Below are 24,314 nucleotides of genomic sequence, written 5' to 3' on the forward strand. Positions count from 1 at the left end.
CTATACTGCTCGTTGCTGGAATAGCGCGAATGTCCCAACAGAGAACGTTCCGGAGATCAGATGGCTCAGGTTCTGGATCTTGAAGAAAAACGACTGGGAAAGCTGTCCCCGCGGGACCTTGCCGGGGAGCTGATGAAGGTTCCGGCCAAAAAGAGGCTGGAGCTGATCCTGCAACGCAGCGATGCGGCTTCCGTGGTGGCCGCAATGGAAGTGCGGGATTACTATTTTTCGGTCATGGAGATCGGCCCCGACGATGCACTGCCGCTTCTGGCCATGGCCAATGTCGAACAACTGATCCATCTGTTCGATCTCGAATGGTGGGAGGCGGACCGGGTCAAGGTCTCCAGAGCCATCGAGTGGCTGGAACGCATCGAGAAGGCCAATGAACGCAATCTCCTGGAATGGCTTTACAAAGTCGATTTTGAGCTGTTGGTGATCCTTTTCAAGAAATGGATCCGGGTGCAGTTGATGCCCGACGACACGGATCCCGTCGAAGCAAGAGAGCAACTCCCGCGCAACACCATCGATGACGTGTATTTCTGGGAAGCGCTCTACCCGCAGTACGAAGATCTGATCAACCGTATGCTGAGTCTCCTTTTCGAAGCGCATCCCGGCTTTTACCGGGAGCTCATGAACGCCGCGATCTGGGCTTTGGACCCGGAAATGGAAGAGGACGCCTACCGGTTTCACCGCGGCCGGATGGAAGACCAGGCCATCCCCGACTTCTACGATGCGTTGGAGGTCTACCGCAGCATTGGCCTGCGGGAAATAAAAGCGGACAAGCAGCCTTTCGAATCGCCTTCTGAAGAATTCCGCCCGCCGGCTTTCGCTCTGGCCCTGATTCCCGAGGGTGACCTGCTGGATCGCGCGCTTCAGGAAGTGCGTCGGAAGTCGTCGCTCGATCTGGTTCAGATGGAGCTGGCATCGCTGGCCAACAAAGTGATCGTCGCCGACCGGCTCCCGCCCGAAGAACCTGAAATGCTGCGGCGGGCGGTGGAAAAGACGGTGGCCTGCGTCAACCTGGGTCTCGAGCTTCTGAGCGACGGAGACCTTGCCGTTGCCGTCGGCGCGGTCGAAAACATTCATCTCGAGCAGTTGTTTCGTCTGGCCCAGACGGAGATCGGCAACCTGCGGAACCGCCTCCTGGAGTTGCTCCGGGGCGGATGGTTGTCCCGGTGGCCGGAGGGGATCAGGTGCCTGGATCGGGAATGGCTGGAACGGGCCGAACTGCTGATTCGCAGGACACCGAAGCTGTTGAGACCGGCCTCAACGGCGGGAGCCCGGAGCGGTGAGGACTTTTTCCGTCGCGAAAGCGACCTGTTGGAGGCGGGCCGTTTTATTGAAAGCGTTTCCCGGATCGGGCGGCTGTACGCCGCACTGATGCCCGATCCCGACCTGCTGGATCGCAAACTTTGGCGCGGCGGTCAGATAGGAAGCCTTGCCGAAGTGACTCTCGGATCGATGATCCTGACGTCGGCCTCACGCGCCGTTCTCGATGGCCAGTGGAGGCTCGACCTCATCCCCTTGGAACGATGGCCGGTTCTGTTCGGCCTCGCTCGGCCGGAGACCCTCCGGAAGGTGATTGTCCAATGGGCGCAAACGGTTCTTCCGGACAATGACCTCCAGGGAGGCGTCCTCGAATACCTCGACTCGGTCCTCGTCGCCTTCCGGGAAGACATGTCGGGCTTCACCTCTTCCGATCCTCCCGATCCTCGGAACGTGCCGCTGCTTCTCTTCACGCAGGGATAGCGGCGCAACGCCGGGAACCGCTCACCCGCCTGCCGGAGCCGCGGCGATCAGTTCGCGGTCCCCGGATCGAACGACCTGCACCCGGACAATGGAGCCGGGAAGCACGGGTGGACCTGCCGGGAACAAAACCTGCAAATAATTCGCGGTGGTACCCCTCAGCCAGCCGGCACGGGGCGCGGCCGATTCCACGAGTACCTCCACGCTTCGCCCGAGGAACCGCTCGCTGAATTGCCTTCGCTTTCTTGTGCCGATGTCCTGCAGCAGTCGGGCTCTCTTTTTCGTCTCGTCACCCGGAATTCTGCCGGGCATGTCCGCGGCGGGCGTACCCGGGCGGGGTGAGAAGGGGAATACGTGCAGGTAGGTGAGGGGGAGCTCCTCAACCAGGTGGAGCGTGTTCAAGAACCGGCGTTGCGTTTCTCCCGGGAAGCCCACCATCACATCGGCACCCAGGGCGGCCTCGGGGAACAACATGCGGAGCTCCCGGATGAGGTTCGCGTATTGTAGTGCCGTATAGGGGCGATGCATGGCGGCCAGAACATCGTCGTCTCCACTCTGCAATGGAATGTGGAAGTGAGGGCAAATCCAGGGGACGGTGGAAATCCTGCGCAGGAGACCGGCACTCCACTCCAGGGGTTCGAGGGAACTGAGGCGCACCCGGGGCGGCGAGTCGGAATCCCCGATGCGATCGAGCAGTCCGGCCAGGTCCCGGGTCGGTGTCAGGTCTTTTCCCCACTGGCCAAGATGGATCCCGGTGAGGATGACCTCCCGATATCCCACCTCGACGAACCGGCGCAACCGGGAAAGAACTTCGTCGGCCGGCAGGCTGCGGCTGCGGCCGCGCGTGTACGGGACCACGCAATAGGAACAGTACGCGTTGCAGCCGTCTTGAACCTTCAGATAAGCACGAGTGCGTCCGGTGTGCATGCACGAAACCGCCTGGGCGCTCAAACGCGGGATGTCGTTCACACCCTTCACGGCGCGACACGGCGCGGCAAAGCTTGCGGGTACCTCGATCCATCGCGCGATGTCGAACTTTTCCGCCGTGCCCAGGATGTGCGTGGCCAACTCTCCGGCCGCCAACCGGTCGTGGTCGAGTTGCGCATCGCAACCCACCACGGCGATCAATGCTCCGGGATTCAGTCGCCGTGCGCGGCGGAGCAGTTGCCGCGTCTGGAACGCGGCACTGGAAGTCACCGCGCAACTGTGGACGACGTAGAGGTCGGCCGCGCCTTTGAATGAAACCGGCTGCCAGTTCGCCTGCATCAAGGATTCCATCATTACGGAAGACTCGTACTGGTTCACTTTGCAGCCCAGAGTCTCCACGGCCACTTTTTTCGACGTCAAAGCCGGCTCCCGTTCATTTCGATATGGTGCCTCCGCCGAGGACGACGTCACCGTCGTAGAAAACGGCGGACTGCCCGGGTGTCACGGCCCGCTGCGGGGCTTCGAAGCGGACGGAGGCCGAGCGCTCACCGACGGGAGTCACCACCGCGGCGGCCGGCGCATGTTGATTGCGGATGCGTACCCTGCAGCGGACGGGCACGTTCGGAGCTGGGATGGAGACCCAGTTGACGCGGCCGACCTCCAGCCGATCCCGGTCGAGATCGCCGACCCGACCGACCCGGACCGCATTGGCGGCGGGTTCCAGGCCGACCACGTAAAGGGGAGCCGAGGAGGCGATTCCCAGGCCGCGTCGCTGTCCGATCGTGTAGGCGAAAATTCCCTTGTGCCGGCCCAGTTCCCGGCCTTCCAGGTCGAGAATGGGGCCTTCCGCCGGCGCATGGAGCGTGTCGAGGCGCTCTGTCAGGAATTCATGATATTTTCCCGCGGGAACGAAGCAGATTTCCTGGCTTTCGCCCGGGAACAGCGACGCAATTCCCAGTTGCCCGGCCCAGGCGGAGACGTCGCGTTTCCGGGTGGAGCCAAGGGGAAAAAGGGTCGAGGCCAGTTGATCCTGGCTCAAACCGTAGAGAAAATAGGATTGGTCCTTGGATAAATCGGAGCCTCGGAGCAGACGAAATCTCCGGGAGGTCGGACCGGGCGGACTCACTCTCGCGTAGTGCCCGGTGGCGAAGCGCTCCGCTCCCAGAGCGCGAGCCTTCTCCATAAGAAAACCGAACTTCACGGCGGGATTGCAGAATATGCAGGGATTTGGGGTTTGTCCCAGAAGGTAGGCCTCCATGAAGGGTTCGATGACATGGGATTCGAACGCGTCCCTCAAATCGACGACGGCGATGGGGAACCCGAATCGCAGGCCCAGTTCGCAAAGAAATGCTTCCTTCTCGCGGATCATCGCCCCGGCACACCACCGTCCCGTCCTGGACGGCGGCACATGTCTCATGTGAACGCCGAAAACGTCATTTCCCTGTTCCTTGAGAAGAATCGCGGCCCGGAGGCTGTCTACCCCGCCGCTCATGGCAACTGCAACGCGCAATGATCGTTCCATTTCTGCATCGATAGTGAATAAGCCGGAAGGTACGGTCCCCAGGCCGATCGCATCGCGGAGCCGGTGTCGGTGTCGGACCCGCCGCTCAGAGCGCCGCGGCGGAGAGGTCCGACCCTCCCCGACGCAACGATCCGCGGGGATCGATCCGAGGCCGCGGAGGCTATAGCGCCAGGGTCTTGTCGAACGTCACGATCATGGCTCGGGCCGGGCAAGTTTTCACGCAGAGCTCACAAGCGCTGCACCGTTCGGATTCGAAGAGCACCGCCATCTCCGGTCGCTTGATGCGAAGCGCGCCCGTGGGACAAACCGCCGTGCAGGCGCCGCACTGGTAGCACCTGTCGTCATCGCGCCGGATTCCCTGCGCGACCGGTTCGATTACGACTCCGACCTGCTTCAGGAACTTGATTCCCTTGTCGTAGTCCCGTTTGCTTCCCCGCAGTTCGAGCACCAGCATGCCCTCCTTGCGGGGGTATATCTGCGCCTTCAGAATATTGAAGGTCAAGTTATAGTCACGCACCAGGTAGGTGATGATGGGTTTGTCCACGATGTCCTTGGGAAACCGCAGGACCAGCATTCTGGCATACATGAGGCACGCTCCTCTCAAATGTCCAAGCAAGAGTGTTGAAGCATAACACCTTGAAACAAAATGCCAAACTATTTTTCAGAGGGTTTTTCCCCCTTTTATGGTGAAGTGCGAACGCAAGCTGTTGGGCCCGTGAGCACGTCGGGCGGAAGCTGGAAAAATGCAGGCGGGAGCCGCTTCACCCGCTCAAACTGCGGGTTGTGAATTCGCAATTACGGCGCTCGCGGAAAGTTGTCCGGAGGATTATATTAAGTGTCCGTCCGTGAGACACATTGAGGGCGCGGGGCTTTAGCGGACGGATTTTTCGGTCAATGGGCGGCGGTGCCGGCAACAGGAGCGGATCATGAGCGAAAGCATGTTCGATGTGAGATTGGAACGGTTCCGGAAGCTGTGCGGAGAGGAAGGTCTGGACGCCTTTCTCGTCGCCAACCCGGAAAATCGCTACTACCTGAGCGGATACGAGGCGGATGACATGCATCTGACCGAAAGCTCGGGCTTCCTTCTGATTACCCCTGACCGCCGATACCTGCTGACCGATCCACGATACGAGGAGGCGGCCAGGAAAGAAGCACCGGGTTTTGCGGTGCGGATATACACACAGGGACTCTCCCAGGTGCTTGCGGAGCTTCTTCCCGAAATTCGCCCGGAGCGCCTCGGAGCGGAAAGCTCGTACCTGACCTGGAGCAGGTACAAGGATGTCGAGGAACAGCTCCGCAAGGCCAATCCTTCGGCCGTCGTCCTGGGTTTCGAGGGATTGGTCGAACGGCTGCGGGTGATCAAGGAGCCCATGGAAATCGAGTGGATCAAGGCATCCCTGCGCCTGACGGAGGACGCTTTGGTGGCGGTGTGGAACGAATTGGCGCCGGGGCGCAAGGAAAAGGACATCGCCTGGCGTATCGAGCGTTACATCCGTGAAGGGGGAGGAGAGGCTGTTTCATTTCCGCCCATTGTAGCGGCAGGTCCGAATGGAGCTCTTCCCCATGCCGTTCCCGGCGAACGCAGAATCGCAAAGGGGGACTCGCTCATCCTCGATCTCGGATCGAAACTCCGCCACTACTGTTCCGATATGACCAGAACCTGGATCGCAGGCAACCCCGAACCGAAGCTGGCGGAGATCTACCGGGTCGTCCGGGAGGCGCAGTTGGCCGCGCAGGACCAACTGCGGGCAGGAATCGATTCGGTGGAAGTGGACCGGGTGGCGCGCGACCTGATCGCGAAGGCCGGATACGGCGAATACTTCGGCCACGGGCTCGGCCACGGGGTGGGCCTTGCAGTCCATGAGGGGCCGAGTTTGCGGAGATTCCACGGGACAATACTCGAAGAAAACATGGTGGTCACCGTTGAGCCCGGGATCTATCTCCCCGGCTATGGGGGCGTCAGGCTGGAAAACATGGTGCGTATCACCGCCACCGGCTGTGAAGTCCTTAACACCCGGGATCTCTTCCTCGAGCAGGCCGGGTGAGGGTTCTCCCGGGTGTCCTGCTCTCGAAATCGAGCGGTTCAGCGCTCGGGGCGGGGAAAGCATGATTTGCCGCGAGGGGGAGTAGGCCCGCCCCCGCCCAACGGATTCGTCAGCCTCTAGCGAGTGCGGGCGCACGAGACCCGGCCTCATCGTGGACACGGAGGAACCATGCCCACCCTACGGATCCGCACGGTCTTCCGGGTTTATCCCGCCCGCGTCACCTCCGACTGCCTCTGCCCGGCACATCGGTTCGTACAAGGGGCGAGCTTTATACCCGCCCGAGTCATCTCCCGCCGGGCAGGCGTTGTGCAACCTTGAACGCACCTGGAGATCAGGGGAGAAACAGATCGTGCCTTTGGTCGATGCTTTCCCGGATCGCCTTGACGGCGGTTTTGATCGCGCGGCCGGTCGCCTCCTCCGCGGCACCCCCGTCCAGGTCCCCTTCATACTTGCCGAGGCCTTTGATGGTCACTTCCCTCAACCCGCTCACGGGATAGAACCGCAACTGTATCTCCGCGGAGAACATGTAATGCGAGCCCCTGACCCGTGAGTCGATCCGGGTGAACCGGGGTATGGCGACATAATCGAATCCGCGTGCGTCGATGTTGGCCGGGCTATGGGAGGAAAGCAGTTCCATGGCCGCAGATTCGCTCTCTGTCGGCCTTATCACGAGTGTTTCGAATCCCGGAGACAGGATGATCCGGAACTGCCGCTCCGCCTCGCCGCCGATGTCGTTTTCGATCCCGCCTTCCCCCGGGTCGATCTGGTGAGCATACCGGCTGAACTCGTCGGGAACGGCCAGGAGAACTTTTACGGGGAGCGGCGCTGAACCGCGCCCGGCTTGCGGACCCGAGCGCGACGATTCTTCCCGGGGCGGCTCAACGCGCGCCCGGATGGGAACGAAGAGTTCCCTCCGGCCGATGATCGCGTCCCTGAGGGCCTCCATCGAGCACCTCAAGGCCAGGTTGCCCGCCTCCTGCGGACTGATCGAGAAGTGAACGCCGGTTGTGGATTCCCCGTGCCCCTCGATCGTTGTGATCGTCCTGCCGTCCGTGGCGTGGAAGTCGACCAGGATGTCCACGTCGAATCCGTACTTCCTTCCCCTGGCCGATACATTCACGCGGGCGAACCTGGGAATCGCCAGGTAATCGAACTCACGCGTTTGCGCGTTGTTCGGATCGCCGGGGGACAGCATGGCCATCGCGGCCGCCGGGCTGCTGACGCGCCTCGTCTTGAACACCATGAATTCGGGGGCAATCATGTTTTTAAAAGCGGCCTGGGCCTCCGCGCCGAAAAGATGCCGCGTTTCCCGCCCTCGAATCAGGCTTGCATAGGAAAAGGAGGCAAACTCATCGGGTATTGCCAGCAGGATTCTCACGGGAACCGGCGGCGGGCCGGCGGCCAGGGGCTTGTTGGCCTGGGCGTGGGCGGACGGGCAGGGCCATATCAACAAAGATGCCAAACCGATCAAAGCCAGCCATCCGGAAGTCGATTCACGGGGACCTTGTTTGATATTCATCGAACGCTCACCTTGGATTGTGCAGTGCAATGCCGCTCCCGGCCTGTTTCCGGGCCGCTGCGGGTCGAGCCCCGCGCCCGGGTTGCAGGGGTGGATTCGGCGGCGCCCAGTGTGGACGACATTCTTGTCAATTTCAACAAATATAGTTGTTTTTTCCACAAACTACATCGGGCAGGCCCGCATTCCGGCCGGTAAGGAAGGCCGGCGTCGGAGGCGGCGAGGGGGCAAATCGCGGGCGGCGACGAGCCGCCTTTCGAAGTTTTGCGTGCATCGACGGCGGATCGACAGGATTGCCGTCGCGGGGCGGGTATTGCACGGGCCGCGCGTATCGAAGGGTGTTTCCACAGTGCGATACCGGGCGACAGGGCATTGACCGCGGGCCGCCGGCGGTGCGTCGGGCACGGACGGCGACCGCGGCCGGAATCCGGCGCTCCGGTGCAGAGACGCAGGGCATCCGGAGAACGGCGGGTCGTCCGGGGGATGCGCCTGTTACAAAACGTACTGAGCCGGATCGATGATCTTTCGGAGGATGTCGCACCGGGAGACGATTCCCACCAGAGCACCCTGCTCGGTGACGGGCAGACGGATGATGTTGTATTCCCGCATCAGGTTGATCACTTCGCTGATGGGGGTGTCGATGTCAGTGGTGAAGGGGTCTTTGGTCATCACCTCCTCCGCCGTGAGCTCACCGAGGTCCCTGCCTTCGCTCGCGGCTTCCAGCAGGTCGAGCTCCGTCACGATGCCGATAACCTGGTCTTCCTCGTCCGTGATGGGCATTCCACTGTAAAGACCATTGAGGAGTTGGACGGTTATGTCCCTTGCCGTGGTGTCTTTTCTCGCAAATACGACCGGCTTGGTCATCACGCTTCCGGCTTTGAGATCCTTCATGGCATCTTCTCCTTCCTTCACGTCCGGCAGCCTACGGCGACTCGAGGAGGCCTCGTCGCGGGAACACCGTCGAAGAGGCTCCCTCGCTTTGTCCTTTCCCTCCCGCGCCGGAAAACCTCATCTCGCCCTGTCCTCCGGCAGGCGGACGTATTCGTGATTCCCCGGGGACCCGAAATCGACAGACCCTCCGTGCGGAAACCGACGATGAGCATCGACCGCTTGAGCTCGCGAGCGCGATGAACGACTGTTCGAGTAATTGCCGCAGCGCCGGCAGAGGACCCCGCATCCGCCGAAGAAAAGGACGTCTCTTCGGAGCCGGCATCGCGCGACGGCAGCAGCTCGACGGTGAAAATCCCGGTGCTTCTTCGCTCGGTATCATCGCGGAAAGGATTTGCACACCCACGCAACAAGGAGCCTGACGTTCAGATTGGAATTAACCCTATTGTAACCATGGAAAGCCGGCAGATCAATGCGGCCGGAATGCGGGGTCCGAGAGGCGGAAGAGGGGAAAAGCGGCGCAAGCCCGGGAGCGAAGCCGCTTTGAGCGCGATTCAGGTTCTAAAGCGGAAGTCGCGCGCAATCCTCGACGTTTTCGAGATTCATGACGCTTTCAAGCAGGCGGTCCACGGTCTGCCCGTCCCGGGAGGAGATGGCCATGCGCCGGAACTTGGCGATCAACTCCGCCTCATCCGCCGGATTCTCGGGGTCTCCGCGGGGAAAATCGGTTCGACCGGAGTACGTTTCCCGCGTTCGGGTGGTGATCTCAACGGCCACCGCCCATTTTGCCGGATGGGCTGCGTCCAGGTCATCATCCACGACGAGCCGTACCCGACCCATGAGGTCGCGAATCTGCGCATCGTGGAGGTTGGCTTCGCTGAAATCTTCGATCCCGCACGAGCCGCGGACCAGAGCCAGCGCCACGCAGAAGGGGAGACTGAACTTGGCGGCATAGATCGTCCCGGGAGCGGGGTTATCCGTTATCTGTACGGCGGTGCGATAGGTGCGAACGACGATTCCCGACACCAGGGAAGGATCGATGGCGTGACGCGCCGCCAGATCGATCGTCACGTCGATGGCGGGATGGGTGTGCCGGCAGGACGAATGAATCTTGAAGGAATTCTCTTCGACCTTGTATGGCGGCTTGCCGAGACCGTCAGTGATGCGGGCGAGGTTGAATTCTGAAGCCATGGCCCGGCAGAATCCTCTGTCGCCCTCGAGGATGGCGGAGGCTCCGGTGAACCCCTCCCCGGCGAGCAGTGCCGCAAGCAGTCCATTCTGCGCGGCCTTTCCCGGGTGCAGGTGTTTGGACATGGCCCCGTCGACGAGGAATTCCCAGAGTCCCGCGGCCTGGGTTCCCGCGTTGCCGAGCGCCCAGACCATCTGCCGACGGTCGAGTCCGAGAAGCTTGCCGGCCGCGGCGCACGCGCCGAAAGTGCCGCAGGTGCCGGTGTTGTGGAAGAAATAGTAATGGGCGGGGGTAACGGCTTCACCGACCCGGGCCGCCGTTTCGTACCCCGTCACAATGGCTTCGATCAGCCGCCTGCCATCGGCGTGGAGCATCTCGGCCGCCGCCAGGGCCGCGGGAATGACGGATGCCCCAATGTGGACGATGGAGGCGCGATGGACGTCGTCGAGCTCCATGATGTGCGAAGCAACACCATTGCCCAGGGAGGCACTGAGCGCGGAGGTTCTTTCCTTCGAGGAAAGCAGAGTCGCCTGAGGGGTGCCCCCCTGGGCACTCAACACGGACAGGACCATCAAAGCGGGTTGTTCGCGGCTGCCGCGCAGGGCCGATCCCAGCCAGTCCAGAAAAGCCAGCCGCGCCATGCGGATCGTTTCCCGAGGCAGATCCTCATAATGCAACCCCTCCACAAATTCGGCCAGTTTCAGACTCAGCAGGGGTGATTTGCCCATTGAAACACTCCCTCCACGGGGGCGAGGGTTCTTCCCCGCCCCGAGCACGCGCCATGTGTGAAAGCCGCCGCGCGCATCCGGGTTTCACGGCAAAAGGGGAACTGGAACGCGCAGGTCCGGCGGAGCGGCCCGACTCAAATCCCACGCGATTGTCGTGTTTCGGACGACAGCCCGAAGCGTGGAAACGGATTCTCCCGGCAATCCATTTTCTACGTAACGCCGCGCCTCAGAATGTCGTCCGTGATTTCGATTCCCTTCGGACATTTGTCGGGGAGTTCCCTGACGAACAGCCTCAAGACCTCGACCGGCACTTGCAGGAGCCGGATACGATGCGCACCGAGGGCGTCCCTGGGGTCCCGGGCCAGGCGCAAGGCCTTCACGAGACCTGCCGGGTGAAGGGTTTCCGAAGTCTCGGAATCCGCCTCGCACACCCCGCACAGAATGCATGTCGCGGGATGTTCCAGGCTCCGCGCGACCTCGGGAGACATGCGGCCGCCGTAGTCCTCCCGAAGGATGAGCCACGGCACGACGGCCTTGAGCGACTCGAAGAACGGCTCCAGGTCCACCACGAGGTCTTTGAGGAGCTTGAAATGAGGAAGCGGTTCTATGGTCACGGGCTCACCCTCGGCGACGGCCTTTTCCATCAGCGTCTGGCAGGCCAGTGCCGGTCGCCCGTTGATGCGCACGGCACACGACCCGCAAATGGCGCTTCGGCAGGAACGGCGAAACGAGAGGCCGATGTCCTGCCGCCATGCGCACAGCAGCGCGTCAAGCACCGTCTGGTTGGGCTCGACGCCGACCACAAAACGCTGGAAACGGGGAGCGGTGTCCATGCCGGGATCGAACCGGGATATCTTGAGCACGACGTCCATCTCAGTAGCCTCTCTCCTGTGGCTGGAAGCGAGTGATGGAAACGGGGCCTGCACTGAATTCGGGGCCGCGGTCGGTGGTGTGCGCGAACGTATGGTGCAGCCAGTTCCGATCGTCCCGTTGAGGAAAGTCCAACCGGTAGTGGGCTCCACGGCTTTCCCGGCGGGCCAGCGCACCCCGCGCGATGATCTCCGACAAATCCAGCAGATGACCCACTTCGATGTAGTCCATGAGCCCGTAATTGAACGGTTGCGGTCCAACCGGGACCGGCAAGTCCCTGTAACGCTTTCGAAGCCCCTCCAAACGCGCCACCGCGTCTTCGAGCTCGACGCCGGTTCGAAAGACCCCCACCTGGTTGGTCATGATCGTCGCCATCTCGCGGCGAACGGCAAACTGATCGTCGTCCGAACGGGAATGGGCGGAGGGAGCCAGGCACAGCCGGTTCCAGCGATCCAGGGCGTCCTTGACCGTGTTCGAAGAGACGTCCGGCCATGGCTCCCCCGGTGCAAGCTCGGCGGCTTTCCTGCCCGCTCTGGCGCCGAAGACGACCGTTTCAAGAAGCGAGTTTCCTCCCAGCCGGTTGGCCCCGTGAACGCTCACGTTGGCGACTTCGCCCGCCGCCATGAGCCCCTCCAGGCCGGTCATCCCCCAGACGTCCGTTCGCACCCCTCCCATGCTGTAATGCTGGGCGGGTTCGATGGGCATGGGCACTCGGGCCGGGTCCACGCCGCTGTATCGTATCGCAAGGTCTCTGACCTGAGGCAGACGCTCCGCAACCAGCCTCTCGCCGAGATGGGTCAAGTCCAGGTGAACATAATGTCCTTCAAACCCACGGCCCTCCTTGATTTCTTTAAATATGGCGCGCGCCACCACATCCCGGGGGGCCAGCTCCATCTTTCCCGGGGCGTATTCCGCCATGAACCGCTCGCCCAAAGCGTTGCGCAGGTACCCTCCCTCGCCTCGGGCGGCTTCCGAGATCAGGATATTCGTGCCGTACAGGGTGGTGGGGTGAAACTGCACGAACTCCATGTCGGAAAGCACCGCTCCCGCCCGGTAGGCGATGGCCATCCCGTCCCCCGTGTTGGCATGCCCGTTGGTCGTTTTGAGGAAGGCACGGCCATAGCCGCCGGTGGCCAGTACAATCCGCTTGGCGCGGATGACCTCGAGTCTTGCGCGGGCAAGGTCATAGATCACCGCTCCGAAGACACGACCTTTGTCGACCAGGATTTCCAGCAGGTGCCATTCCGGGTAGGTTTTCACGCCCCGTTTCAGGGCCTGCTCGTAGAGCGTGTGGAGCACCACGTGGCCGGAAAAGTCCGCCGCAAAGCACGCTCTCGGAAAACCCGCCCCACCCAGCGACCGCTGCGCAATGCGGCCGTCTTCCGCTCGAGTCCAGGGGACCCCCATCCTTTCCAGGTCAAGGATCACTCGCGGGCCGTCGGAGCAAAGCACCTCGATGGCCTCCTGGTCGCCCAGGTAGTCACTCCCCTTCACAGTGTCGAAGACATGGGCCTCAATGCTGTCGTCTTCGCCCATGACCGCGTTGAAACCTCCCTGGGCCGCCCCGCTGTGGGAGCGGGTGGGATAGACTTTGCTCAAGACCGCCGCATCGGCTTTCCCCGAGACGTTCATCGCTGCCATGAGCCCCGCCAGCCCGCCTCCGACGATCAGTACCTCGTGCATGATCATAGCGACCACTCCTCGATCGATTCGTCCGGCTCCTCCCGCGCAACCGTCCTCGTCCCGGACTGCGCGGATCAACCGCGGCTCCGTCCGTTCCGTGACTTTCCGCCAAGCCTCGTCTCGGTAGTAATTACCGTAAGTCGGGTCAAGCATGCAATAAAGCAATTTCATCGTCCGCCCGCTCGAAGGCGTATCATCGCCATCGCATGGGTCTGCGGATGCCTGCCGCACTTCCGCGCCGAACCGGTCCCGCAGCCGAACGGCGGGGCACGTCACTCTTCGCTTGAAGATGCGCCGACATGCCGTCATAATACAATCCCGCATTTGCAGGCATCCCGATATGCAACAACGTGGGCAGTCAATCTTCCAGCAGCAGGAGAACCGAATCATGAGATCATATGTACACCGATTTGCGGTCTCGGTCCTGGTCGTGTTGTGTCTTTCCGGTTGTGCCTTCACGGAATCTCAAGCTCAAACCGCAGGCCTTTTCGAAACGCTCGATGTGAACCGGGACGGTCAGGTCACGCGCAATGAATTCTCTCAGGGTATGAAGCTGAGGGTTTTCAAGGCAATCGACCGGAACGCCGACGGACAGATCACCTGGGAGGAATGGCAAAAAGTGGATACCAGCCCGAAGGCCAGGGAGCACTTCGACGCCATGGATACGAAGAAGACGGGCAAGGTCACCTACGAGGACTTCCTCCAGGCGTCCGGCGCCTACATGGATATCGACGACGTATATATATCGCTCGACACCAGCCGTGACGGCCTGTTGTCCAGGGGAGAAACCACCGGCTTCAAGGGCGTCAGGCTTTTCACCGTTCGATTCTAGATCGGGGTCCCGGCTTGAGAATTCGATCCGTGAGCCGAAGCGATCGTCCTTTTCAAAGTCCCTCGGGGAGGCTTGTTCCCAGCCGGCCGTGAAACATGTTCATCTCATGCGGTCTTGTACGGAAGATGCAGCGGTCGCGACAGCGCAAGCCGGCTGTGACGGGAGAGTCTCGCCGGGTCCCCGTCTTCCCGTGAAAACACCTCGCCCCGAGAGGGTCCCCCACTTCTTCGCGAGCGTTTGTTTCCCGCCTGTTTGCCGGAATGTCCGGGAAACCGGATATTCCCGTTGCGCAAAGCCACGTCCGGTGACACCAGGGCCATGAGGCAGTCCACGTGATGACGATGGCGGCGGGTGTTCATGCGGCGACACCATGCCCGCCGTCGCCCTGAGGAATGAGGTGCGCCGGCGGAATCCTCAACCGCCCACCGGGTCATCATTGAAGAACGCCGGCTGGAATTGTACGGGGAGGCGGCGGAAAGGCACGATTCGCCGGGGGCGGCAATCCGCACTTGAAGTCCCGATCCGCAGAAGTCATAATAACAAACAGTTCATATCAATCCCGAGTTGCTGAGAAAACCTGGAAACAAAATCCCAAAGCACGGGAGAACCTGGGTATGACACAGATATTCTCAATCGTGACATACGTCCTGGCGGTGCTGCTCCTGACCGGGTGCTCCTCGATGGGCGACTCTTCGCCATCGCAGGGCGTGATCGAAAAAGTGGACATGAGCCGCGTGGAAGTGTTGCCGACCGAGGACGTCATGCAGGGCGCCAAGGTCAGGTCTTTTCGTTCCATGGACAAGGACGGCGACGGAGCGATCACCTGGGAAGAGTGGCAGCAGGAGGATACCAGCCAGGAGGCTGAAGCGAGATTCGACACGCTGGACGGGGACAAGGACGCGAAGATCGGCTACGACGAATTCATCAAGTCGGAGAACAGCTACGTCGATTCGGAAGACGTCTATATTTCCTTGGATCGTCAAAAAGACGGCATGCTGTCGCGGGGCGAGGAAAAGCGCCTCGAAGGGGTCAAGCTGTTCAAGATCGAATTTTGACCATCGGTTTTCGATTGTCGTCATGCGTCCTCCCTCCGGATGCGTCGATCACATTTCTCGATAGCGCTGATGTTTCCGATCGGGCGCGCGCCATCGTTGCGCGGTTCCCGCGGTTTTTCCTTTTGCGGGGCCTCCCGCGCAGGGGCCGGCTCCGGCAATCGCCTTCAGGTTGAAGGGACGCTGGGCGACAGCCCACCGAGTCCGGGCAATCCACACGAATATGAACCAGCTCACGCCTCCCTCTTTTCCTGCCTCGGGCGAAGGAATCCCTCGAGTTGAACTTGTGTTAATTTGTGATGCGATAAGAACAGTGTTATTGTAATATCTCCGACAAGTTGTTGCGGTTTACGGATATACTGCATCAAACGGACGTAAACGTCGAATCGGCCAGTGTTCATGGTGTGGCAAGGTCTCAAGAGCTGTTCTTAATCCGGGGAATAGCGAAGAGGGGGAGCTATGAAACGAAAAAGATATGTCTGCTTCTTTCTTGGAATCCTTCTTGGCCTGATCGGTTCGCCCGGGCTTCAGGCCGGGATGACGCCCGTCTTGGCCATTGACGGCGACGGGAATTCCTATGTCGCCGGATCATCCCTCCTGGGGAGTTCGACGGATTTCACTTTGGTCAAGTACAACACCGCAGGGGTCCGGCAGTGGGTGAGGCGCTACGATGGTCCCGACGCCGCCGGGGATTGGCTCAAAGCGATCGCCGTAGGCCCCACCGGCGATATCTACCTTTTCGGACAGGTGAGGAACACCGGCTACCAGGGCGATTTCGGAACCGTGAAGTACGATCCGGACGGCCACCTCCTGTGGGCCAGGTTCTATGGGCGACCCACCAATGACGAACCTCAGGCCATGGCGGTGGACGAGGCGGGGAATGTCTTTGTCACCGGCTCGGTTGAACTGGACTCGGCGAAATGCATTTCAACCGTGAAATACAAGACCGACGGCAGCCGTGTCTGGGTCAGGCCATACCGCGGAGTGGCGGGAAGGCACAATGAGGCGCGGGTCCTCGCCGTGGATGGAGACGGGAATGTTTACGTCGCGGGTCCCTCCCGACCGTCGAGCGGTCCGTACGACCGGCTTTTGACCCTGAAATACGACTCTGACGGGAACCTGCTCTGGAGCCGTATCCACGCGGGGCTGATCGATCCGCAGGCCATGGCCGTTGACGGCTCCGGCAATGTCTTCATCACCGGCTCCATCATACCCTCGGGCGGTTACAAAGACTTCTTCACAATAAAGTATGCGGCCAATGGCGACCGGCTTTGGGTCAGGACGGCCAACGGGGCTTCGGATCTCGGAGATGCGGCCTATGCCCTGGCCGTGGACGGCAGCGGGAACGTCCATGTCACGGGTTATTCCACCGGCGCCGACGGTTATGACTATCTCACCATAAAATACGACCCCGCCGGGACCCGGCTTTGGGTCCAGCGCTACGACGGGGCGGCGGGCGATACCGATATGGCCTACAGCGTCGCTTTGGACCCCGATGGAAATGTCTACGTCACGGGCAGATCGGATGTCGCCGGCGCTTCCGGGAATTATCTCACCGTCAAGTACGACCCCGACGGAAGTCTCCTCTGGACAAGACAGTTCAACGGCGCAACGAACGGGCACGATTTTGCGACGGCGGTGGCTGTACGGGGGGGGGCGCTGTACGTAACGGGCGAATCGGATGGGGCCAACTCACTGGCCGACTACGTCACGATAAAATACGATCTGGACGGCAGACGTCGCTGGGCGCGGCGCTTCGAACGCCAGTAATTGACGGCCGGTCGCCATGGACGGTGCATTGAACAATGCGCCGTCCATGCTCATTTGCCCATTTTCATGATGATTGGCGCATCATGCGTGTACCGGAGCAGGCGTTGCATGATCTTGTCCCTTCGGTGCATCTGCCTGAGCTTCCACGCGACACAAGAAAGAACAATCACGAGGAACGTCATTCCTCCGACAATTCCGCTCATAACGATACCATTATTAATCGTCATAGAATTGCCTTTTTCGATTGTGAAAGTCATCTGACATGATATCGTTTATCTGAGTCGATCTCTTCTTCGATGGGATTATTCAGCTGATGAATTAAAAAAACCTTATAAGAACCTGGACTTATGATGATTGATGTTGACTTTTCGACCTTCGATATCGTTCTCAATAGTGATGAATATACACGAACAGAGGGGATTCACCAAGAGATTTTCGTGCAAATGCATGGGAAGGCATGTGGGAATATCCGAATCCGCTGACAGTGGTGATGAGTGGGCGGAAATACCTTGATGTCAGGGTGGCGGCGGTGAGAGTATGGGTTTACAGCGAAGCGGAGAGGCGTTCATGCCGAGGAATTCCGCTCACGGCAACCAGTGCGCGGGCATACGGGGCGTTTCGGGTGGCATTTTTCAGGCAGCTCGATACCATGGGATGCCGGATATCGCCCACGGGAGCCGATCAAGGCAACTCACAAATACCGTTGAGCTCGGGGAATGCCGTACGGGGTCGGCTCTGTATTGTAACGTCAAGGATACGGTCGACCGAAGAAATGAGGGGGAAACCGTGGTTACACCGAATAGTAAGCCCTGTACCATTCGATGAACCGCGTGATTCCTTCCTGAATCGTGGTGCTTGGCCGGAACCCGAAATCCCGCTCCAGGTCGCTGACGTCGGCGCAGGTTGCCGGAACGTCCCCCGGCTGGAGCGGCAGGAATTCCTTTTGTGCTTCCTTCCCCAGGCAGCTTTCGATGGCCGCCACGTACTCCATCAGCTCCACGGGCCGGTTGTTGCCGATGTTGTACACCCGGTAAGGGGCGTAGCTCGTGGCCGGGTCCGATGATTCGCGATCCCATTGCGGGTTGGGTGAGGGGGGCGCGGGGATCATTCTCACCACGCCCTCGATAATGTCGTCGATATAGGTGAAATCCCGTCGCATCCTGCCGTAGTTGAATATCCTGATGGGCTCTCCCGCAAGGATCGCGCGGGTGAAGAGAAACAGGGCCATGTCGGGTCGCCCCCAGGGGCCGTAAACGGTGAAGAAGCGCAGCCCGGTACAGGGGACGCCGAAAAGATGAGCGTAAGTGTGTGCCATGAGCTCATTGGCTTTTTTTGTGGCGGCGTAGAGCGAGAGGGGATGGTCGACGTTGTGGTGTACCGACAAGGGCATGACGACGTTGGCGCCGTAGACCGAGCTCGACGAAGCGAAGACGAGGTGCTTGATCCGGTGGTGTCGGCACCCTTCGAGAATATTCACGAAGCCGGTGAGATTGCTCTCGACGTAGGAATGCGGATGGGTCAGCGAATGCCTCACACCGGCCTGGGCGGCCAGGTGCACGACGGCATCGAAGGCATTCTCCCTGAACATGGCTTCGATGCCCGCCGTATCGTGCAGGTCGAGCTTCAGGAAAGCAAAGCTTTGAAACGGCGCAAGCCGTTTCAAACGGTTCCGCTTCAGGTTGACGTCATAGTAATCGTTGACATTGTCCAGACCGATTACGGTGTTTCCGTCTTTGAGAAGCCGATATGCCAGGTGGTATCCGATAAAGCCCGCGGCGCCGGTGACCAGGATGTTCATGAAGCCATGTTTCCTTTCCGAAAGACTGTTTCAAGGCTTTTCCGGCATCTTTTTCTTTTTCATTCGCACTGTGAGGACCGAACACGGCGCCCGGCGGACGACCCGGTCGGCGGTGCTGCCGAACAGGACATGGGCCAGACCCGTCAAGCCGTGAGAACCCATGACGATAAGGTCGATATCCCGTTCTTCCGCAACGCGGATGATCTCGGTGGAAGCGTAACCGGAGAGCAGGTGCACATCGAACCTTTGACTTCCGGCGAGCTTGCTCACATATCTTTCCTGGATCGAACCCCTGGCGGCTTCAGTGACCTGTTCGACGAACTTCGGATCGTACTCGATGGGCATGTAGGTGGCATGAATGGGCGGAGCAAGGGAGAAATTCACCATGACGTGCACGATGTGGAGCGTGGCTCCGTAATGGGATGCCAGGTCCCTGGCCGTCTCGAAGGACAAGTCGGCATTCTCCGAAAAGTCCGTACAAAACGCAATATTCGAAAAAGACTCCTTCGACATGGTTTGCTCCTTCCTTTGAAATAAGGCCCCTCAATAGTCCACAACCCAGACGGAAATCCCGCGTGCCAGTTTCACCAGGGAGTTGGACACGCTGCCGAGCAGAAGCTCCTTCACCCGGCTGAGCCTCCTGCGCCCAACCACGACCGTGGAACACCCCATTTCCCGGGCTGCGTCGAAAATGATCTGCGCAATCTCGTCGGATTCCAAGGCAAAGTGCGTAACGATCCCGGACTCCGCGAAACCGCCTTCGATCAGCAGTTGTCGAGCCTCCCGGAAAGTCCGGTCCATCCGCTCCTCGTCTTCTCGCTTCCAAAAGTATCCGCGCAGACGCGGGGATTCCTCCTGGAGACTCTCCAGGCGCTGGACCTCGGCCCGCTTCAAAAGGTTGGGCGAGGCCGTGGGCAAAACGTGAAAAAGCACGAAACCCGAATCCACCGCCCCCCGCAACACTCGATTGACGTAATGAACACTCCTCAGAGGACCGGGCGTGCAGTCCAAGGCGATCAGAAACCGTTCCATCGGCCCCCTTTCATATCTCTTTGAATACCTTGGCGAGGGATTCACCCGAGACATGGAGTTTCCATTCGTTCAAATAACCGAACGGGGTTTCGAACACGGAGAAGCCCGCGCGCTCCAGGCGCCCCCGGACCTGCGCGGCCAGTCGATGTGCCGTCTCCGGCGGCGCCTTGCTCAGGGAAAGGTGGTTGAACGAATGAAGGATGACGGTTCTGGTTGCGAACTTGCCCGCAATCCATTTGGCGTTCTTGACCCACTTGGAAACAATTCCGTCCTCTCTGCCAACGTCTTCTCCTTCGACTTGGTAAAAGATAACCACGGCCTGCCGGAAAGACTTTTCCTCTTTGCAGTCCGGAGCGTCGGGAATCGCCTTATCAAAGGTCTTGAACCAGAATTCCGGGGCATGGAACATCAGCAGTTTCACAACGGGCCCTTCATCCGCAGCATTTCGGCTCCAAACATATCTTTATACCTCCGACGCCACGAAAAACGCAACAACTAAGCCGACAGTCGCCATGTTACGGCCCCGGGCAAGGAGGGATGAGCTTGACATTGTACGGTTGTCTCATTAGGATGCTCCCTGCGACCACAGGGCGCCGTGAGTGCGAACGGCTGCGCCTTTCCCCCTTTCCGCTTTCGTGACGAGTGGCCAATGAAAGAGCGTTTCTCCCAAGTGCGTCTCAGAGTCCTGGTTTTGCGAATCCTGATGGGACTTGTGTTCGGGTTTATGGTCACGCGGTTCTTTTTCCCGCGCTCGACCATGGGCTTCATGTTGCTCATTTCAGCGTTGCTGGTCTTTTTCGCCTACGGAATGGAATGGGTGCACAAAGGCAGGGACTGACCCATCGCCCGATGCCGGGCGCGCCGCACGGCCTTGCGACTGTCGCACATCATGGGTGCAAGCTGAAGAAAAGCAGTGGAGCCCCGAAGGAGACATGATGGTCTGGCAGAATCCGCCCGGTAGAACGCCGGGACACGACAGTTTCAAAGATTTCGAGGAGATCCTGGCACGTCTGAAGAACCGGTACAAGCTCCCTCCCATCACCGGAGGGCCGGTGTTTCTGATCGTGCTCGTCGCAGCGATGATCCTCATCGGTTACAACAGCTTCTACATCGTCCAGCCCCAGGAAACCGCCGTCATTCAAAGGTTCGGAGCATACAGTCACACGGCTGAGGCCGGGTTGCACGCGAAACTGCCTTTCGGCATCGACACGGTGCGGAAGGTGCCCACGGGGAGAGTCCTGCAGCACGAATACGGCTATCGCACCGTCAAACCGGGGGTGCGCTCCACGTTCAAGGAAAAGGAGTATGAAGAGGAAGCCGTGATGCTCAGCGGCGATTTGAACGTGGTCAACCTGCAGTGGATGGTGCAGTACAAGATACAGAACCCGGCGGACTTCCTGTTCCGGGTGCACGACGTGGAAGGCACGCTGGACGATATTTCGGAGTCCGTGGTGCGCCGCATTGTGGGAAACCGTTACTCGGACGACGTCCTGACCGTGGGACGGGCATCCATTGCGGACATGGCCAAGGTCGAGATCCAGGCCATCCTGGATACCTACCAGACAGGCGTCAAGATCGTGACCGTGCAGCTGCAGAATGCAAATCCGCCGGATATGGTGAAGGCCGCCTTCAACGAGGTCAATGAAGCTCAGCAGGAACGCGAGCGGATGATTAACGAGGCCCAGCAGGCTTACAATCAGAAAATTCCGAAGGCCATGGGCGAGGCGCGACAGGCGATTTCCCAGGCCGAAGGGTACGCCCTGGAGCGGGTGAATCGCAGCCAGGGCGAGGTCCAACGTTTCCAGAACATTCTTGCCGAATACGAGAAAGCCCCGGATGTTACGAGGCGGCGCATGTACCTGGATGCCATGGGAGAACTCATGGGGCGGGTGGAGCATCTTTACGTCATCGACGAGAACCAGCGGAACCTGTTGCCCTTGTTCGACCTGAACAGGGGAAACAAAGGCGACGCGAAACCTGGAAAGTAGAGGCTCCTTCGATGAGACAGACCGAAAGCCGGGGAACCGATGTGATTTCACGCAAAATGAGCGTTGTGGCCGTCCTGGCCGTTGTTGTGGGAATCGTTCTTTATTTCTCCGCCTACATCGTGACCGAGACGGAGCAGGTGGTCGTCACGCAGATGGGTGCCCCCGTGGGGGAACCCGTTACCAAGGCGGGATTGTACTTCATGACCCCCTTCATTCAGACGGCGAACTATTTCGAGAAGCGGATCATGAAGTGGGACGGCAGTCCGAATCAGATTCCCACCCGGGACAAAAAGTACATCTGGGTCGACATCACCGCCCGATGGCGGATCAAGGATCCGCTCCTTTTCCTCAAACGTGTCGGATCGGTTCAACTGGCTCACAGCCGCCTCGACGGGATCCTCGATTCCGTGGTCAGGGACTACGTCTCGAACAATGACCTGATCGAGCTGGTTCGGAGCGAAGGTTGGGAAGAAGCCTGGCAGCGGCTTAAAGAAGCCGGAATCCCCGATTTTCAAAGCACGGATCCGGGGGCGGCCTCCGAACACCTGGTCAAGGGGCGGGAGAAGATCACCCGGGAAATGGTGGCCGATGCCGCGAAGCTGCTGCCCGAGTTCGGCATAGAGCTGCACGATATCCGCATCAAGCGGATCAATTACGTGGAATCGGTGCAGAAGAAGGTTTTCGACCGCATGATTTCCGAGCGCAAACGGATTGCGGCCCAGTACCGGTCCGAAGGCGAGGGGGAACGAGCCGCCATTCTCGGGCAAATGGAGCGGGAACTGGCCAAGATCAATTCGGAAGCCTACCGCAAATCGCAGGAACTCCGCGGGAAGGCGGACGCCGAGACAACCAGGATATACGCCGAAGCCTTCAACCGGAATCCTGAATTCTATTCGTTCTATCGGTCCCTGGAACTCTACAGGGATTTCAACAGTTCCGGCAGCTCTTTCGTACTGGGCACGGACGCGGATGTGTTCAAATATCTGAAGAACGGCGGCAAAGCTGCGGGCAGGTAGCACAGGGGAGAAATGAATGGCATTTTATGAAGAAAATCCGCAGCATATCACGAAAGCCGATCTCGTGGTGGGAATCCCTTCGTTCAACGAAGCGGCGAGTATCGGGCATACCGTGCGGGTGGTCGAACAGGGGTTGAAGGAGTATTTCGGTTCTCTGAACACCGTGATCGTGAACTGTGACAACCACTCCACCGACGGCACAAAAGAACAATTTTTCGCCTCCCCTGGAGAAATTCCCCGCATCTACCTGTCAACCGCTCCGGGGACCAGCGGCAAAGGCAACAACCTGCGCAACCTCTTCGAGAAAGTTCGTGAACTGAGCGCGTCGGTGGTGGTGGTGGTTGAATCCGATGTTCGAAATATCGCTCCCTATTGGATCAGAAATCTCGGGGAGCCCATCGTCAGGGGAGCCGGTTACGCCGTGCCCCTTTACGTTCGCCACAAGTACGAGGCCACGCTTACGAGCTCGCTCATATACCCTTTTTTGAGGTGCCTTTACGGGCGGCGGATCCGGCAGCCCAATGTCGGGGATTTCGGATTCAAGGGGCAACTGGTGGACAAGTTCCTGGATTCGCCTGTCTGGACGGAAGCCGTCCGGCATTTCGGCATCGACATCTGGATGACCAATATTGCCCTCAGCTCCCGCGTGCCCATTTGTCAGTCGTTCATGGGGTGCCCGAAAATTCACAGGGTCAAGGATCCGTACGCACATCTCAGAGTGATGTTTCACCAGGTTTTGAGCACGGTTTTCGACCTGATGTCCGTGTACGCGGACTTCTGGCGCCAGGTGAAATGGAGCAAACCGGCGGCCCTGTTCGGCACGGACGCCCACGAAGTCGAAACGCCGATGCCGGTGGACATACAGCCTGTCAAGCTGCATGAACGTTTCCTGGAAGGGTTCGACAAGTACAGCGGGATATGGCAGCGGATTTACGATCAGACGGTGTTCCCCAAGCTTCAGGAAATCCGGAGCCTGGAACCCCAGCATTTTTCTTTCCCTACGCCGACCTGGGCCAGGGTCCTGTTTGACGCGGCCAACGTCTATCGACGTTCCAGCGAGGCCGAGCGGTCCACGCTCCTCGATTCGCTCCTCCCTCTCTATGTGGGCAAGGTGCTGTCCTTTGTCAAGAAAACCGAGCGGATGTCCCTGCAGCAGGCGGAGGAGTACGTGGAGAACGAATGCGTGATTTTTGAGGAACATAAACCCTACATGGTAAAAGTCTGGGAATGATCGTGCGGACAAGGAGATTCAATGATGCCCAAAATATTGGTCGTGGATGACGAGGAGCACATTCGGCTGTTGTATTCGGAGGAGTTGAAGGAGGTCGGTTACGAGGTGATCACGGCCGAAAGCGGTTTCAAGCTGCTCGAATTGATCGAACAGGAAAAGCCCGACTTGGTGATATTGGACATCAAGATGGTCGATTACAACGGCCTGGACCTGCTGCAGGACATTCGTAACCGCTTCTATGACCTGCCGGTGATCCTGTCGACCGCCTACGATACGTTCAAGGAAGACATGAAATCCATCGCCGCCGATTTTTACGTGGTGAAGAGCTTCGACCTCACGGAGTTGAAACAGAAAATCGCCATGGCGCTGGAGACGCGCCTGCCGACCTGACGGAATCGGGCGGCCGGCGTACCGTGAGCCGTCCGAAGACGCCGAGTGACGCGGAAAAAACAATCCCTGCCGAAGACGTCTTTGCGGGGGA

General features: G+C 59.8%; 22 protein-coding genes. 10 read left to right on the forward strand and 12 right to left on the reverse strand.

Annotation, left to right across the window (positions count from 1 at the left end):
* The first annotated feature begins 60 nt into the window (after window positions 1–60).
* On the forward strand, window positions 61–1,749 hold the full coding sequence (locus SFUM_RS00860) for a DUF6178 family protein (protein ID WP_011697040.1): 1,689 nt from the start codon (window positions 61–63) through the stop codon (window positions 1,747–1,749).
* A 21-nt stretch (window positions 1,750–1,770) separates the two neighbouring features.
* Here the strand turns inward: SFUM_RS00860 and mtaB are convergent, their stop codons facing one another.
* The 3 genes from mtaB to SFUM_RS00875 form a co-directional block, all read right to left on the reverse strand.
* Window positions 1,771–3,093 (reverse strand): tRNA (N(6)-L-threonylcarbamoyladenosine(37)-C(2))-methylthiotransferase MtaB, encoded by a 1,323-nt coding sequence (gene mtaB / locus SFUM_RS00865; RefSeq protein WP_011697041.1) that lies wholly within the window; start codon window positions 3,091–3,093, stop codon window positions 1,771–1,773.
* A 13-nt stretch (window positions 3,094–3,106) separates the two neighbouring features.
* A complete protein-coding gene (gene mnmA / locus SFUM_RS00870) occupies window positions 3,107–4,195 on the reverse strand; it encodes a tRNA 2-thiouridine(34) synthase MnmA (RefSeq protein WP_011697042.1) in 1,089 nt (362 codons plus the stop codon).
* A 160-nt stretch (window positions 4,196–4,355) separates the two neighbouring features.
* A complete protein-coding gene (locus SFUM_RS00875; RefSeq protein WP_011697043.1) occupies window positions 4,356–4,781 on the reverse strand; it encodes an NIL domain-containing protein in 426 nt (141 codons plus the stop codon).
* A 340-nt stretch (window positions 4,782–5,121) separates the two neighbouring features.
* On the opposite strand from SFUM_RS00875, the gene SFUM_RS00880 reads away from it, so the two are divergent.
* On the forward strand, window positions 5,122–6,240 hold the full coding sequence (locus SFUM_RS00880; protein ID WP_011697044.1) for a M24 family metallopeptidase: 1,119 nt from the start codon (window positions 5,122–5,124) through the stop codon (window positions 6,238–6,240).
* 331 nt (window positions 6,241–6,571) lie between these two features.
* Here the strand turns inward: SFUM_RS00880 and SFUM_RS00885 are convergent, their stop codons facing one another.
* From SFUM_RS00885 to SFUM_RS00905, 5 genes are all read right to left on the reverse strand, one after another.
* Window positions 6,572–7,759, reverse strand: coding sequence for a hypothetical protein (locus tag SFUM_RS00885; protein WP_011697045.1), 1,188 nt, complete (start codon window positions 7,757–7,759; stop codon window positions 6,572–6,574).
* A 489-nt stretch (window positions 7,760–8,248) separates the two neighbouring features.
* Window positions 8,249–8,647 (reverse strand): CBS domain-containing protein, encoded by a 399-nt coding sequence (locus tag SFUM_RS00890; RefSeq protein ID WP_011697046.1) that lies wholly within the window; start codon window positions 8,645–8,647, stop codon window positions 8,249–8,251.
* A gap of 558 nt (window positions 8,648–9,205) precedes the next feature.
* The gene (locus tag SFUM_RS00895) at window positions 9,206–10,561 is read right to left on the reverse strand and encodes an MmgE/PrpD family protein (protein WP_011697047.1); all 1,356 of its coding nucleotides are present in this window, start codon (window positions 10,559–10,561) and stop codon (window positions 9,206–9,208) included.
* A gap of 209 nt (window positions 10,562–10,770) precedes the next feature.
* Window positions 10,771–11,433, reverse strand: coding sequence for a succinate dehydrogenase/fumarate reductase iron-sulfur subunit (locus SFUM_RS00900; RefSeq protein WP_011697048.1), 663 nt, complete (start codon window positions 11,431–11,433; stop codon window positions 10,771–10,773).
* A 1-nt stretch (window position 11,434) separates the two neighbouring features.
* The gene (locus SFUM_RS00905) at window positions 11,435–13,120 is read right to left on the reverse strand and encodes an FAD-binding protein (protein ID WP_041441273.1); all 1,686 of its coding nucleotides are present in this window, start codon (window positions 13,118–13,120) and stop codon (window positions 11,435–11,437) included.
* Window positions 13,121–13,502: 382 nt separating this feature from the next.
* Here SFUM_RS00905 and SFUM_RS00910 point away from each other — a divergent pair, with 382 nt between their 5' ends.
* From SFUM_RS00910 to SFUM_RS00925, 3 genes are all read left to right on the forward strand, one after another.
* Window positions 13,503–13,946: an EF-hand domain-containing protein gene (locus SFUM_RS00910; protein WP_011697050.1), complete on the forward strand. Its 444-nt coding sequence runs from the start codon at window positions 13,503–13,505 to the stop codon at window positions 13,944–13,946.
* A gap of 614 nt (window positions 13,947–14,560) precedes the next feature.
* Complete coding sequence (locus tag SFUM_RS00915) at window positions 14,561–15,001, forward strand: EF-hand domain-containing protein (protein ID WP_011697052.1); 441 nt, start codon at window positions 14,561–14,563, stop codon at window positions 14,999–15,001.
* 456 nt (window positions 15,002–15,457) lie between these two features.
* Window positions 15,458–16,768: an SBBP repeat-containing protein gene (locus tag SFUM_RS00925; protein WP_011697053.1), complete on the forward strand. Its 1,311-nt coding sequence runs from the start codon at window positions 15,458–15,460 to the stop codon at window positions 16,766–16,768.
* Window positions 16,769–17,558: 790 nt separating this feature from the next.
* On the opposite strand, the gene SFUM_RS00935 is transcribed toward SFUM_RS00925, so the two are convergent.
* The 4 genes from SFUM_RS00935 to SFUM_RS00950 are packed head-to-tail and all read right to left on the reverse strand — an operon-like array spanning window position 17,559 to window position 20,019.
* Complete coding sequence (locus tag SFUM_RS00935) at window positions 17,559–18,566, reverse strand: NAD-dependent epimerase (RefSeq protein WP_011697054.1); 1,008 nt, start codon at window positions 18,564–18,566, stop codon at window positions 17,559–17,561.
* A gap of 30 nt (window positions 18,567–18,596) precedes the next feature.
* Entirely contained in the window at window positions 18,597–19,079 is a 483-nt protein-coding gene (locus SFUM_RS00940; RefSeq protein ID WP_011697055.1) for a universal stress protein, read from the reverse strand.
* 30 nt (window positions 19,080–19,109) lie between these two features.
* The gene (locus SFUM_RS00945; RefSeq protein ID WP_011697056.1) at window positions 19,110–19,598 is read right to left on the reverse strand and encodes a universal stress protein; all 489 of its coding nucleotides are present in this window, start codon (window positions 19,596–19,598) and stop codon (window positions 19,110–19,112) included.
* Window positions 19,599–19,608: 10 nt separating this feature from the next.
* A complete protein-coding gene (locus SFUM_RS00950) occupies window positions 19,609–20,019 on the reverse strand; it encodes a threonyl-tRNA synthetase editing domain-containing protein (protein WP_011697057.1) in 411 nt (136 codons plus the stop codon).
* Window positions 20,020–20,247: 228 nt separating this feature from the next.
* Between SFUM_RS00950 and SFUM_RS00955 the strand changes: the two genes are divergently transcribed.
* The 5 genes from SFUM_RS00955 to SFUM_RS00975 all read left to right on the forward strand — a co-directional run bounded on the left by SFUM_RS00955 (window position 20,248) and on the right by SFUM_RS00975 (window position 24,223).
* Entirely contained in the window at window positions 20,248–20,436 is a 189-nt protein-coding gene (locus tag SFUM_RS00955; RefSeq protein ID WP_041439534.1) for a hypothetical protein, read from the forward strand.
* Window positions 20,437–20,530: 94 nt separating this feature from the next.
* Window positions 20,531–21,586 carry an FtsH protease activity modulator HflK gene (gene hflK, locus SFUM_RS00960; protein ID WP_150109394.1) on the forward strand — a complete coding sequence of 352 codons (1,056 nt, stop codon included), beginning with the start codon at window positions 20,531–20,533 and terminating at the stop codon, window positions 21,584–21,586.
* 11 nt (window positions 21,587–21,597) lie between these two features.
* Window positions 21,598–22,602: a protease modulator HflC gene (hflC, locus tag SFUM_RS00965; protein WP_011697060.1), complete on the forward strand. Its 1,005-nt coding sequence runs from the start codon at window positions 21,598–21,600 to the stop codon at window positions 22,600–22,602.
* A gap of 16 nt (window positions 22,603–22,618) precedes the next feature.
* Window positions 22,619–23,833 carry a glycosyltransferase gene (locus tag SFUM_RS00970; RefSeq protein WP_011697061.1) on the forward strand — a complete coding sequence of 405 codons (1,215 nt, stop codon included), beginning with the start codon at window positions 22,619–22,621 and terminating at the stop codon, window positions 23,831–23,833.
* A gap of 24 nt (window positions 23,834–23,857) precedes the next feature.
* Window positions 23,858–24,223: a response regulator gene (locus SFUM_RS00975; protein WP_041441281.1), complete on the forward strand. Its 366-nt coding sequence runs from the start codon at window positions 23,858–23,860 to the stop codon at window positions 24,221–24,223.
* Window positions 24,224–24,314: the final 91 nt, after the last annotated feature.

Origin of the sequence: Syntrophobacter fumaroxidans MPOB (assembly GCF_000014965.1) — a bacterium.
GTDB classification, from domain to species: Bacteria; Desulfobacterota; Syntrophobacteria; order Syntrophobacterales; family Syntrophobacteraceae; genus Syntrophobacter; species Syntrophobacter fumaroxidans.